This is a genomic window from Hymenobacter sp. BT491 (assembly GCF_014349165.1).
GTDB lineage: Bacteria > Bacteroidota > Bacteroidia > Cytophagales > Hymenobacteraceae > Hymenobacter > Hymenobacter jejuensis.
In genome coordinates this window covers 572,804-585,398 of sequence record NZ_JACSJJ010000003.1, presented here as the reverse complement: position 1 = coordinate 585,398, position 12,595 = coordinate 572,804, and the positions used below count along the sequence as shown (strand labels likewise).

General features: G+C 57.3%; 10 protein-coding genes. 8 read left to right on the top strand and 2 right to left on the bottom strand.

Going from position 1 to position 12,595, the window contains the following annotated elements; genetic code table 11:
- Positions 1 to 32: 32 nt before the first annotated feature.
- The 6 genes from H9I52_RS14015 to H9I52_RS13990 all read left to right on the top strand — a co-directional run bounded on the left by H9I52_RS14015 (position 33) and on the right by H9I52_RS13990 (position 8,866).
- Positions 33 to 1,244: a vWA domain-containing protein gene (locus H9I52_RS14015; RefSeq protein WP_187454370.1), complete on the top strand. Its 1,212-nt coding sequence runs from the start codon at positions 33 to 35 to the stop codon at positions 1,242 to 1,244.
- 155 nt (positions 1,245 to 1,399) lie between these two features.
- Positions 1,400 to 2,368, top strand: a complete 969-nt coding sequence (locus H9I52_RS14010; RefSeq protein WP_187454369.1) for a bestrophin family protein — start codon at positions 1,400 to 1,402, stop codon at positions 2,366 to 2,368.
- 200 nt (positions 2,369 to 2,568) lie between these two features.
- Positions 2,569 to 4,140: an FAD-dependent oxidoreductase gene (locus H9I52_RS14005; RefSeq protein WP_187454368.1), complete on the top strand. Its 1,572-nt coding sequence runs from the start codon at positions 2,569 to 2,571 to the stop codon at positions 4,138 to 4,140.
- Between the two features lie 76 nt (positions 4,141 to 4,216).
- The gene (locus H9I52_RS14000; protein WP_187454367.1) at positions 4,217 to 5,107 is read left to right on the top strand and encodes a cyanophycinase; all 891 of its coding nucleotides are present in this window, start codon (positions 4,217 to 4,219) and stop codon (positions 5,105 to 5,107) included.
- Between the two features lie 254 nt (positions 5,108 to 5,361).
- The gene (locus H9I52_RS13995) at positions 5,362 to 7,506 is read left to right on the top strand and encodes an FUSC family membrane protein (protein ID WP_187454366.1); all 2,145 of its coding nucleotides are present in this window, start codon (positions 5,362 to 5,364) and stop codon (positions 7,504 to 7,506) included.
- 79 nt (positions 7,507 to 7,585) lie between these two features.
- Positions 7,586 to 8,866, top strand: coding sequence for an MFS transporter (locus H9I52_RS13990; RefSeq protein WP_316248040.1), 1,281 nt, complete (start codon positions 7,586 to 7,588; stop codon positions 8,864 to 8,866).
- 54 nt (positions 8,867 to 8,920) lie between these two features.
- On the opposite strand, the gene H9I52_RS13985 is transcribed toward H9I52_RS13990, so the two are convergent.
- Complete coding sequence (locus H9I52_RS13985; RefSeq protein WP_187454364.1) at positions 8,921 to 10,981, bottom strand: prolyl oligopeptidase family serine peptidase; 2,061 nt, start codon at positions 10,979 to 10,981, stop codon at positions 8,921 to 8,923.
- Between the two features lie 214 nt (positions 10,982 to 11,195).
- Here H9I52_RS13985 and H9I52_RS13980 point away from each other — a divergent pair, with 214 nt between their 5' ends.
- The gene (locus tag H9I52_RS13980) at positions 11,196 to 11,864 is read left to right on the top strand and encodes a class I SAM-dependent methyltransferase (protein WP_187454363.1); all 669 of its coding nucleotides are present in this window, start codon (positions 11,196 to 11,198) and stop codon (positions 11,862 to 11,864) included.
- 148 nt (positions 11,865 to 12,012) lie between these two features.
- Here the strand turns inward: H9I52_RS13980 and H9I52_RS13975 are convergent, their stop codons facing one another.
- A complete protein-coding gene (locus H9I52_RS13975) occupies positions 12,013 to 12,195 on the bottom strand; it encodes a hypothetical protein (protein WP_139515974.1) in 183 nt (60 codons plus the stop codon).
- Positions 12,196 to 12,340: 145 nt separating this feature from the next.
- Between H9I52_RS13975 and H9I52_RS13970 the strand changes: the two genes are divergently transcribed.
- The gene (locus H9I52_RS13970; RefSeq protein ID WP_139515975.1) at positions 12,341 to 12,589 is read left to right on the top strand and encodes a hypothetical protein; all 249 of its coding nucleotides are present in this window, start codon (positions 12,341 to 12,343) and stop codon (positions 12,587 to 12,589) included.
- Positions 12,590 to 12,595 lie beyond the last annotated feature (6 nt).

Sequence of the window (12,595 nt, the reverse complement as noted above, 5' to 3'; positions counted from 1 at the left end):
ACGTATTGTTTGTCAAGTAAATACCTCCGCGTATGCTGCGAAAATTACTCTTGCCGGCGCTGCTTTTGCTCGCACCGCTTTTGCAAAACTGTGAAACCAGTTCGGACGAAACCGCGCCGGCTTCTGGCGGCGCAATGTATTCGGCCGCGCCATGCCCAAGTTGCGGGGGCACCACCGGTTCGTCGGCGCCCGGCGGCACGGGCTCACCAGCGCCGGGCGGCTCACAGGCGACCGCGGGCGTGCTGACGGCCGGCGAATGGAACGACTTGGCAAACTGGAGTTTCTGGCAAGGCCTCCAGAAGAATACGGAGTGGGAGGGCTACCAGAACAAATGGGGCCTGTATACGGCGGCGCATTACAGCGTCACGCTTACGGATGAGGCCGGCTTGCCTCTGTCCGACGCGCGCGTGATCGCTAGCACTTCGCCTACCGGAACGCCTTTGTATGAAACGCGCACCGATCAGGAAGGACAAGCCGACTTGTTTCCGGTGCTGTTCCAGAAGGAAGCTGCGCCACCCTGTTTTCTGCGGGTCGAATACCAAAACCGGAGCTTCGATTTGGGCGCGGCCTCGGTTGGGCAAGCGGGAAAGCACCAACTGCCCGTGCAAAGCACTGCGCTATCGGCCGTGGACCTGATGTTTGTAGTGGATGCGACCGGCTCGATGACCGACGAAATTAATTACCTGAAAGCCGAGCTGCGCGATGTTATTGCGCGGGCACACGCCCAATTGCCCAACGCGCAGTTACGCATGAGCAGCGTGTTTTACCGCGATAAGCAGGACGAGTACCTAACGCGGGTGCAACCCTTCAGCAACGACGTGGACGCACTGCTGAACTTCGTAAATGCGCAACGCGCCGATGGCGGCGGCGACTTCCCCGAAGCTGTGGAAATTGCCTTGCAGGAAGCCCTAAAACAATCGTGGAGTAGTTCGGCCCGCTGCCGGTTGCTGTTTTTGGTGCTCGATGCGCCGCCCCACGACGAGGCCAAAGCACAAATGCAGGAGCTTACGCAAAAGGCTGCTAAACAAGGTGTTAGAATTATTCCCGTGGTCGCCAGCGGCATCGACCGCAACACCGAATTTCTCATGCGCGCCACGGCGATAGCCACCAACGGCACCTATGTATTCCTGACCAACCACAGCGGCATTGGCGATTCGCACCTCGAGCCGACAATCGGCAGCTACCAGGTAGAATTTCTGAACAATCTGCTTGTGCGTCTGATACTTAAGTACAGCAAGTCCTGAGTCCAGTGTTTCCCCTAGTGTGTGCCCGGAGATTGCCGAACGCGGCAACCTCCGGGCTTTTTGCGGTTACGGAAGGGCCGCTGTCCGCAAATTTTCGGCGCTACCGGCAGCTTCTTGGGCAGGTCAACCGTAGGTAAAGACCTAATACGGTCTTTATGTATGTTCGGAATAATCTTCGCTGGCGGGTCGTCTGGAAATATGCCTGGCGCAACGTCCTGATTTTCACTGCCTATTCTTTGCTGATTTGTCTTGTGTATGGGCCTATCGGTTTCAGGTCACTCTCGATTCCGTGGCAGCCGGTGGCCACGCTCGGCATCGCGGTTTCGTTTTATGTAGGGTTTAAAAACAACGGTTCTTACGATCGTTTCTGGGAAGGCCGACAGCTGTGGGGCGGCATCGTCAACTACAGCCGCACGTGGGCCGTGCAGTCGCTCGAATTCATCACTTCCCGCGTGGATGCTCCCGACGTGGAGGCGCCTGCCGCTTCCGCTTCGGAGCTGAGCGACCGCCACCGCCGCCTGCTCTACCGCCACATTGCCTGGATAAATGCGTTGCGCCTAAACCTGCGCCGCCAGCCCGACCAATGGGATGCTGCCGTTGCGCCGTTTCTGGACCCGGACGAGTCGGAAAAGATGCGTGCCCGGCAAAATCCGCCCGCGCATTTGCTGCGCCAACAAGCCGCCGAGTTGCGCAAGCTGCGCGAGGAGCGCGGCCTGCTCAACGACTTTCAGCACGTAAACATGATGCAGACCATCGAGCAGCTTTTCAACCTGCAAGGCGGTTGCGAACGCATCAAAAACACGCCATTTCCACGGCAATACGCGTTTTTTAGCTTTGTCTTTGTGTGGCTTTTTGCCGGGTTGCTGCCGCTGGGTCTGATCGGCGAATTCGAGAAAATGGGCCCCGATCACATTTGGCTGACAGTGCCGTTTTCGGTGTTGGTCTCGTGGGTGTTCAACACCATCGAGATTGTGGGCCACACCAGCGAAAACCCGTTTGAAAACGAGATGAACGACATCCCCATGACGGCGCTGTGCCGCAGCATCGAAATTGACCTGCGCGAGATGTTGGGCGAAACGCAGCTGCCACCCAAGCTGGAGCCGGTGGACGATATCCTGTATTGATGCTGTAGGCAGCGCTCTTTGGGCTATTTGGGCCCTAGTTGGAAGGCTGAAAAGCGCATTTTAGCAGGCATTTGTGAAAGCAAATAAGCAGAAATACGGAGGCGCTTTGGCGGTAAACACGGATTTGCTTGGCCTAACTACACGGCCTTGCCGGGCGTACACGAAACAGCTACAACTCCGTCTTTCTACACCCATCCGCTATGTCCAAAAGCCTCACGCCCAACCAGTCTTCCGGTACCACCCCAACGTCGTGGTTTGCTACTGCACCCAGCCTTCCGGTTTTCGGGGTATTGGAGAAAGATATGTCGGCCGACGTAGTCGTAATCGGGGCCGGTATCGCGGGCCTGACCACAGCTTATTTGCTTGGGCGTGAGGGTAAAAAGGTGATTGTGCTGGAAGATGGCGAAATAGCCAGCGGCGAAAGCGGCCGCACCACGGCTCACCTGTCCAACGCCCTCGACGACCGCTATACCACGCTCGAACAGTTGTTTGGTAAAGAAGGCGCAAAACTGGCGGCCGAAAGCCACGGCGCAGCCATCGACCAGATCGAAAAGATTGTGCTGGAGGAAAAAATCGACTGCGACTTCACGCGCCTCGACGGCTACTTGTTTTTGCCCCAAAACGGTACCGAGAAAGAGCTGGTCGACGAGCGAGAAGCCGCCCACCGCGCCGGCCTCACCGATGTGCGCCTGATGCCCGATGCCGGCGTGATTGGATTTGAAACCGGCCCTTGCTTGGTATTCCCGAACCAGGGTCAATTTCATATCCTCAAGTACCTGAGTGGGTTAGCAGAGGCTATTGGGCGGCAAGGCGGCCAGATTTTTACCCGCACGCACGCCATCGAAGTGCACGGCGGCAGCCCGGCGCGCGTCACGACGGCCAAGGGCCATGAAGTAACGGCCAAAGCCGTTGTAGTGGCCACGAACACGCCGTTCAACGACCGCGTTGTCATGCATACCAAGCAGGGGCCTTACCGCACCTACGTGATCGCGGCGAAGGTGCCGAAAGGCTCGGTTACCAAAGCCCTGTACTGGGATACGGCCGATCCGTATCACTACATCCGGGTGCAGGAAGTGACAGAGGGCCCGCGCGGCGGCCAAACCGATTATGACCTGCTCATCGTGGGCGGCGAAGACCACAAAACCGGACAGGAAGACAACCCCGAAGAGCGCCTGCGGTGCCTGGAAGAATGGGCGCGCGCGCGTTTTAAGGCCATCAAAAGCATTGAGTACCGCTGGTCGGGGCAGGTGATGGAACCCGTTGACGGTCTGGCGTATGCGGGCCGCAACCCCCTGGACGACGACAACGTGTACATCATCACCGGCGACTCGGGCCACGGCATGACGCACGGTACCTTGGGGCCCATGATCATCACCGATCTCATCCAGGGGCGGTCCAATCCGTGGGCGAAGCTCTACGATCCGGGCCGGGTCACGGTCAAGCCCGAATCGGCCAAGGAATTCATCCGCGAAAACCTCAACGTGGCCAGCGAATACACCGATTTGCTTACCGGCGGAGATGTGTCGAAGGAAGCGGAAATCGAGCCGGGTACCGGTGCGGTACTGCGGCGCGGCATCACGAAAGTAGCCGTGTACCGCGACGAAAAGGGCGCTACCCACGAGTGCTCGGCCATTTGCCCGCACTTGGGCTGCGTGGTGCATTGGAACAAGCTGGAAACCAGCTGGGACTGCCCTTGCCACGGCTCGCGCTTCGATGCTTTCGGCAAGCTGCTGAATGGGCCTGCTAACTCGGATTTAGTGCCCGTTAAGTAAATGCTTGATTTTCAAGTATTTAGCAAAATACCCTTTTCCGGCTAATCCACCCACTTTCCTCTGCTGAGGTATTTGTATGCCAAACAAAAAGAAAAGCGCCGACCCCCTCACCGACACGCACTGTCCGCAGCCCAAGGGCACACTGATTGCCATTGGCGGACACGAAGAAAAAGAACGCACTCAACAAGACGACGGCAAGAGCCAGACCGATGAAATGGCGAACGACGCCATTCTGCGCCGCTTCGTCGACGAGCTGCGAAAAAAGGATCTGGTGGTCGTCATTCCCACGGCTTCCAGCGAACCGGAAGAAGCAGCCAAAGACTACGTGAATGTATTCACCGACCTGGGCGTGAAGCGCGTGGAAGTGCTTAACATCAAGACGCGCAACGAAGCCGAAAGCATGGAATGCATCGGTCTGATCAAGGAAGCCGACGGCTTTATGTTTACGGGCGGCGACCAGTTGCGGCTAACGGCGCTGCTGGGTGGTACGGCTATGCTCATGTGCCTGAAGCAGCGCTACGCCAACGAGCGCATCGTGATTGCGGGCACCAGCGCGGGTGCCACGGCCATGTCGACGCCGATGGTGTACCAGGGCCGCGACGATGCCGGCATTCGGAAAGGCGAAATTCACATCACCACGGGCTTGCAGTTTATGCACGACGTGGCCATTGATACGCATTTTGTGGCCCGCGGCCGCATCGTGCGCATGGCCCAAATCATTTCTACCAATCCCGGCTGTTTGGGCCTGGGCCTGGAAGAAGATACCGGCGTCGTCGTGACGCAGGGGTGCGAGCTGGAAGTCATTGGCAGCGGCATCGTTGTCATCGTCGATGGCACGCACAGCACCTACACCAACATCCACGAAATCGCGCCGGAAACGCCCTTCACCATCCGCGATCTGCGGGTGCACCTGCTCAGCTGCGGCGAGCGCTACACGCTTCCCATTCAGGAGCAGCTATACCTGTAGCGCCGCCGCTCTTTTCTGCCCAGTGCTTCAAGCCTCAGCCCGCAAGTGCTGGGGTTTCTTTTTGGGTGGGTTTTTGTCAGCACTGAGCCCGGCTGGTAGCGCCAAAATGCCTTACTTAAAGCAACTATTCCGGGCCGAACAGCTCAGCCGGCACCGCGTATAGCTGAAACAAAGTTGGCACCGATGCCCGGCGCTTTTCTACCGTTAAACACTCCATTTTGTCAATCCGAACTTTTGAGTATCCGAACGCGGAGATGAAAGAGCAGACGCGAAAAATCCAGTATTTCCTCTTTAGTCAGGACTTTTCGGATGGTTTGCGCATCACACTTTCGGTCCTGATTCCGGCGCTGTTGTTCGCGCAGTTCGGTCAGCTCGAAACCGGCCTTACACTTTCCGAAGGCGCTCTGTGCGTGAGCATTATCGATACGCCGGGCCCGGTGCTGCACAAGCGCAACGGGATGCTGCTGGGCAACCTCTGCATTTTTGTGGTGGCCTTGCTCACGGGCTTTGCGCGCCTCCACGTCGTCACGATGGGATTGGAGGTGCTGGCGCTTAGCTTCTTGTTTACGATGGTGCAGGTCTACGGCAACCGGGCCTCGGCCCTGGGCTCGGCGGCACTGCTAATCATGATTCTGACGATGGACAAGCCGCTGGAAGCGCCTCAGGTGCTAACGCATGCCTTGCTGGTGCTGGCTGGCGGCGTGTGGTACATGCTGCTGGCCTTGGCGTTTTTCGAAGTGCGGCCCTACCGGCCGGCGCAACAGGCGCTGGGCGAGTGCATTCACGCCATTGCCCAGTTTATGAAAGTCAAGGCGGCGTTTTACCGCACCGATACCGATCTGGAGGAAGACTACCGGCGGTTGGTGGCCCAGCAAGTTATCGTAAACGAAAAGCAGGACGCCGTGCGCGAAGTGCTGTTTAAGAGCCGGCAGGTAATAAAAGAATCGACGAATACCAGCCGCCGGCTGGTGCTCACGTTTGTGGACGTGGTGGATCTGTACGAGCACATTACGGCCACCTACTACGATTATGCCGCCCTGCGCGAACGCTTCGGCCGGTCGGGCGTGCTCGACGACGTAGCCGAGCTTATTCAGGTGATGGCCAACGAGTTGGATCACATCGGCGTAGCCATCCAGTCCAATCGCCCCTACAAAACCCAGATCAACCTGAGCACCCCGTTGGAGCGGTTCAAAGCTCGTATTGATGCCACAGCCGACGAGGATGGTAACAACCTCGTGCTCAAGAAGATACTCATCAACCTGCGCAACCTGACCCAGCGCGTCAATGATATTCTTAACTACTTCAATGCCAAGGAGGTAGCCAAAGAAATCGGCAGCTACGATCTCGAGTATTCGCGGTTTGTGTCGCACCAAGATTACAGCCCGAAGGTGCTGGCCGACAACTTCACGTTCAGCTCGGCCGTGTTTCGGCACTCCATCCGGATGGTGCTGGCTTGCGGCGTGGGGTTTCTGGTGGCCAAATTGCTTTTTGCCGGCCACCACAGCTACTGGATCGTGATGACGGTGGCCTACATGCTGAAACCGGCCTTCAGCTTCACCAAACAGCGCAATTACGAGCGCGTAATTGGTACGCTCGGCGGCGGGGCCATCGCCATTTTCTTTCTGGTATTGGTGCACGACAAAACCGTGCAATTCATTGTGTTGCTGTTCTTTATGGTGATGGCGTATAGCTTTCAGCGCAAGAACTACATTGTGTACGTCACCTTCATGACGCCCTTCATCCTGATCCTGTTCAGCTTCCTGGGCGTGGGCTACCTCACCATCGCGGAAGAGCGGGTGAAGGACACGGTGATCGGTTGCGTCATTGCGTTTGCGGCCGGATACCTACTGTTTCCGAAGTGGGAATCGGAGCACCTGACGGACTTTATGCGCGACGTAATCCGGGCCAACGTCAAGTACTTACAGAAACTGGCGGAAACGCTGGCCGGCAAAAGCATCCACATCACCGATTACAAGCTGGCCCGCAAGGAAGTGTATGTGAGTTCGGCCAACCTTGCTGCGGCTTTCCAGCGCATGCTTTCCGAGCCCAAAAGCAAGCAGCGCAACAGCAAAGAAGTGCATCAGTTTGTGGTGCTCAACCACATTCTCTCGTCTAACATCGCCACCATCACGTCCACGATGATGGCGAAAAACGCCCCGTCGGCTTACCCCACCGAGGATTTGCGTGCGGTGCGGCGCTCGCTCAAATCCCTGAACAACAGCCTCAAAAAGCTCGACCCCCAGTACGCCGAACCCGCTGCTGAAGCTGCGGCGTCTGCTTCGGAGGGCCGCCAAAAAACCGAGCCCTCCGCCGACGACCGCCTGCTGATGGAACAGCTGGAGTTCATCCAAAAAGTAAGCAGCGACATCGGGAAGGTGACGGAAGCAGTAGTGGCGTAAGTCATTAGATTTCAGCGCGAAGCACAGCCAACGCCCAGGGTTTTTTGTTACACATATTCCAGCGAAAAACCTGCTCCGCGTGCGTGTTCCTGTACTCAAAGAAAGTGTCGGGCTGCGATACTTCACGTTTTTCTATCTCTATGTCATGCAAGGCATTCCCGCGGGGTTTGCCCTAACTGCAGTATATAACTATTTGATAGGCAATGGGTTATCTGCAAAGGCGGTTGGCTCCTTCGCAGCTGTTGTGGGTATTCCCTGGACGTTTCAGTTTGTGTGGGGGCCGTTGATTGACAAATTCCAATACTCCATCATTGGGCACCGCAAGCAGTGGGTGGTACTCACGCAAACGGTAGCGTTTCTGGCGTCGCTGTCGCTGTTGTCGGTACGCAATCCGGTGGCGCAGCTGTCCCTTATGGGGCTGGTATTTTTTGTGCACAGTGTGTTTGCCTCCATTCAAGATGCCAGCGTCGATGCCATCGCCATTGCCACCGTGCCGGAGGCCGAGCGCGGGCGCGTGAATGCGTTTATGCGCGGCGGCTTTTTGCTGGGCTGGGCAGCTGGCGGCGCGGTTTTGGCTTATATGCTGCACCACGGCGGCTTTTTCAGGGCGGCTTTGTTGCAGTCGCTGGCCTTGCTGGTGTTTACGGTGCTTACGTTCTTCATTAAGCTCGATCGCCACGACCGCTTGCTGCCTTCCTTTGGCCGGCATCCGCGCCCGGTGGTGCCAGGCACCGATCCTGATGAGAATCCGTCGTTGGGCTGGCTGTTTCGAGAGCTCTACCGCGCCATGACCGAGCGCTACAGCCTGCGGGCTTTCGGCATCATTCTGCTGGCTTATTTGAGCAGCTACGTGTTCGGGGCGGCCTATTCTTTCCATTTGATTCACAATCTGCACTGGCCCGACCGCGACGTGTCCATTTTGCAGGGGAGCTGGAGCAGCCTGGCCTCGTTTGGTCTGCTGCTGGGCGGCGGATTCTTGGTCGACCGTTTAGGGACGGCCCGCCTACAACGCTGGATTATGGTAGGCTTGGGCGTTTTTTTGCTGATGTTCAGTTGCTTAGCTCCGTTCTGGCACTACAAGCCGTTGGCCTTTGGCGGGTTAGTGCTGCTGAACATGGCCGATCCGCTCATCAGCGTAGCGGCTATGCCGGCCTTGATGGCGTTCTGCCAGCCCAAAATCGAAGGTTCGCAGTTTACAACTTACATGGCTATGGTCAACTTATGCGGCGTGACCAGCAGCTACCTCAACGGCTGGCTGCTGGAATTGACCACAGCGCCCATGATCGGCTTGGCTTGCGGCACGCTGGTGTTGGGCTTGCTGATCGTGTTGCGACTTCAGCCGCAGCGACAACTGGCGTAAAAGCATGAGATTAAAAAACGGCTCGTTCAAGCTAAACGAGCCGTTTTCAGGTAGTTATTTTGCCGTTTCCGGTTTCAGATACCGCGCCAGCCAATCGTAAAATACCCGGTTCCAGAGCACCGAGTTTTGCGGCTTGAGTACCCAGTGGCCTTCGTTGGGGAAATACAAGAACCGACTCGGAATGCCGCGCATCTGGGCCGTGCCGAAAGCTTCCATGCCTTGCTCCATGGGCACTCGAAAATCGACGCCACCGTGGATGACGAGAATGGGCGTGTCCCAGTTTTTAGCGAACAGACGTGGGTCGAACTCGGTGTAGGTTTTGTTCAGCGTGGCGTCCCAGGGCGTGCCGCCCATGTCGTGGGTGGCAAAGAACATTTCTTCCGTCGTCGGGTACCAGCTGGCCAAGTCGTAGAGTCCGTCGTGCGAGATGAAGGTTTTGAAGCGGCCCTGATGATGCCCGGCCAGATAATACACCGAATAGCCGCCGTAAGAAGCGCCCACGCAGCCGCGCCGGTCTTTGTCCACGAAAGGCTCTTGGCTCACCGCATCAATGGCCGAAAGGTAGTCGCGGATGGGCTGGCCACCCCAGTCGCCGGAGATGCTGTTGTTCCACTCCGTGCCGAAGCCCGGCAAGCCCCGGCGATTTGGTGCCACAATAATGTAGCCGTTCGCCGCCATCAGCTGAAAATTCCACCGATAGCTAAATGCTTGTGTGATAGGCGATTGTGGGCCGCCTTGGCAATACAGCAGGGTAGGGTACTTCTTGCTCGGGTCGAAGTCGGGCGGGTAGATGACGTACACCTGCATCTGTTTGTTGTCGGTGGTAGTCACGCGACGATCTTCGACTTTTCCCATTTTGATGCCCGCCAATTCCTGCTGGTTGAGGGTAGTCAAAGGCGTAGCGCGGCCGGTTTTGAGGTCGACGCGCACCAAGTCGGCGGGGCTGCTGATGGTGGTGCGGTTGCAGATGGCCAGGTTGGGGCCGGCCAGCTCAAACGAGTTGTAGTTCTGCTGCCCTTTGGTCAGTTGCTTGAGTTTGCCGCCCTTGCTCGGCACCGAAAACAGCTGCTCAGTGCCTTGCAGCACGCTCACAAAGTAGATTGTCTTGCCGTCGGGGCTCCAGCGAATGTTGCTGGCCGTTTGCTCCGAACCTGCCGTGATGTCCGCCCGCTTCTTGGTTTTGAAGTCGTAAACCACAATGCCGTTGCGGTCCGACTCGAAGCCCGGCGTGGCCATACTCAGCCACGCAACTTGCGTACCATCGGGAGAGAACGCCGGCTCGGTGTCGTAGCCGCCCAAGCCTTCGGAAAGGTTCTGGGTTTGGCCCGTCCGGATGTCGTATAGGTAGATGTCGGAGTTGGTGCTTTCCGCTTCGGCCTTGCCGGTGAGCTTGCGCGAGGTGTAAGCCAGCTTGTAGCCATCGGGCGCAAAAGCCAACTGCTCGGCACCGCCCAGCGGCTGCAACGGCGAATCGAATTTCTCGCCCGCCATCACGTCCTTGCCGTAGCCGGTGAGCGAGCCGTTGTCGGCGACGGGCTGGAAGAAAACGTGACTGGCTTTAAAGTCGTCCCAAGTGTTCCAATGGCGGTAATTCAGGTCGTCGATGATGCGGGCGTCGGCTTTGGGCAGGTCGGGGTAGAGGTCCTGCACCGATTTGCCCACTTTCACGTCCTGCGAGTAGAGGACAAACTTTCCCGTCGGCGCGTACTTCAGGTTGGCAAAACCGGCCTCCGAAAACTCACTGATTTTCTGCTTTCCCGATCCGTCGGGGTTTATTTCGTAGAGCTGATCGGTGCCGCTTTCGCCCGATACGAACGTGAGCTTTTTGCCGTCGGGGCGCCAGTTGATCGTGTTTTCGCTGCCGGGCGTGGTGGTTAGCTGCTTTACTGCGCCACCCGCCACCGGTACGGTGTAAATGTCGGCGTTGCCTTTGTTGGCGGCTAAATCATAGCGCGTGACGGTGAAAGCCACGGTTTTGCGGTCGGGCGACACCTGGGTTTCGCCCAGCCGCCCCAGCTTCCAGAGCAATTCCGGCGTGAGCACATCAGACGGGGCAGATTGGGCGGCAGCGACCAGCGGCAAAAACGCGAGCGCCGTGAAAAAAAGCTTTTTCATTGAAACAGAAAAGAAAGAAAACAGGCCGGGAAAGTTAGGCAGGAAATGCGCAGGAAAGAACGCTCTGTCCCCCCGCCGGCGTACCGCTAAGCCGCCTTCAGCGCTGAAACGACCGGCGGGATAGCTGGCTGTATGCATTTATTAAGTATCTTATAATCAAATATATAATGTGTTTTTCGTTGAATTCCTTCTTTTAACCTCAAGCGTTACTACTGTGAAAGCCTTCGTTGTAAGCCTACTGCTGCTGCTCGGGGCGTGGGGAAGCGCCGCGGCGCAACAACCTACGCCTCAGCAACAAACCGAACTGGAGCGGCAACGGTGGAACAAAGTGCTTACCGGCAAGCAGCCGGGCTACGTGTTCAACCAAGAGCCAAACGCCCTGTTGGCCGAAAGCATCAAGGGGCGCACGCCCGGCACAGCCCTCGACGTCGGGATGGGGCAGGGGCGCAACGCCATTTATCTGGCGACGCAGGGCTGGGACGTCACCGGCATCGACATTGCCGACCAAGCCGTGGCGCTGGCGCAAGAAAAGGCCAAGCAGGCCCACGTCACCATCCATACCGCGCTCCAAAGCGACGCCGACTACGATTTCGGTACCAACCGCTGGGATTTGGTGGCTTTCATTTACGCGGGCGGCCGGCGGTACGTCGAAAAAGTGCGGCAGTCGTTGCGGCCCGGCGGCATTGTCGTAATCGAAGGCTTTCACCGCGACGCTACCCAAGGTCGCCGCATCGGCGAAGACGTGGTATTTGATACCGACGAGTTGAAAAAGCTCTACGCCGCCGCCGGCTTCAAGATCTTGCGCTATGAGGAGCCCGAAGGCATCGGCGATTTTGGAATGCAGCGCGTGCGCCTCGTGAAACTGGTAGCGCAGAAACCTTAGCCCAAGTCTGCCTTGCGCGTACACCCGGTCCGCATCATCGACTAAGGGTGTTTTGATAAGTATTTGGTAGATAAATACTTACAAAAAAAGCGTCGGGCTCCTACGCGAGTCCGACGCTTTTGCTTTCCGCCTAAGTAGGGGCGTAGATTTAGCTCGATTTTTTACGGCCGGAGCCGCTTTTCTTGCCGCCACCATCGGCTTTGTTGACGGTGGCCCAAGCCCGACGTTCGGCTTCGTCTTCCGAAACGCCACGCTTTTCGTAGCCTTCTTCAATGTGTTCGGCTTGCCGTTTTTGCTTGTCGGTGTACGCCGATTTATCTCCTCTGGGCATGATGTGGTAAGCTAGAGAGTGAAACAAAAAAGTACTCAGCTTGCTAGTTTACGCAGCGGGTGCGGGTCTGTTTCGCAGGCTGCCGACGAAGTAGTAGGGCGGGGGCGCTATCTTCGCCTTTTCCTTGCTAATAATTGCTCCTGCCATGCGACACGTTGCCGATATTCCGCATCCTGCGGCCAAAATCACGCTGTTTTCGTGGAACGGCAAGTACCTCATCAAGCTGGAAAAAGGCCCGCTGGAACAAACTTACAAGGTGAGCGAGATGGACGTCAGCAGCGATGCCGACGTGCGCGAGTTGCTCGACGAAGAGTTTCTGCAAGCTGCCGTGCAACGCTTCGACCTGATGTGGCAGGATTTGCAGGCGGCCATGGAGCGGCACGACCTTTTTTAGCTCGAC

Coding starts and splice junctions, on each gene's coding strand:
- H9I52_RS14015 (WP_187454370.1), top strand. CDS start 33: ATGCTGCGAAAATTACTCTTGCCGGCGCTGCTTTTGCTCGCACCGCTT.
- H9I52_RS14010 (WP_187454369.1), top strand. CDS start 1,400: ATGTATGTTCGGAATAATCTTCGCTGGCGGGTCGTCTGGAAATATGCC.
- H9I52_RS14005 (WP_187454368.1), top strand. CDS start 2,569: ATGTCCAAAAGCCTCACGCCCAACCAGTCTTCCGGTACCACCCCAACG.
- H9I52_RS14000 (WP_187454367.1), top strand. CDS start 4,217: ATGCCAAACAAAAAGAAAAGCGCCGACCCCCTCACCGACACGCACTGT.
- H9I52_RS13995 (WP_187454366.1), top strand. CDS start 5,362: ATGAAAGAGCAGACGCGAAAAATCCAGTATTTCCTCTTTAGTCAGGAC.
- H9I52_RS13985 (WP_187454364.1), bottom strand. CDS start 10,981: ATGAAAAAGCTTTTTTTCACGGCGCTCGCGTTTTTGCCGCTGGTCGCT.
- H9I52_RS13975 (WP_139515974.1), bottom strand. CDS start 12,195: ATGCCCAGAGGAGATAAATCGGCGTACACCGACAAGCAAAAACGGCAA.
- H9I52_RS13970 (WP_139515975.1), top strand. CDS start 12,341: ATGCGACACGTTGCCGATATTCCGCATCCTGCGGCCAAAATCACGCTG.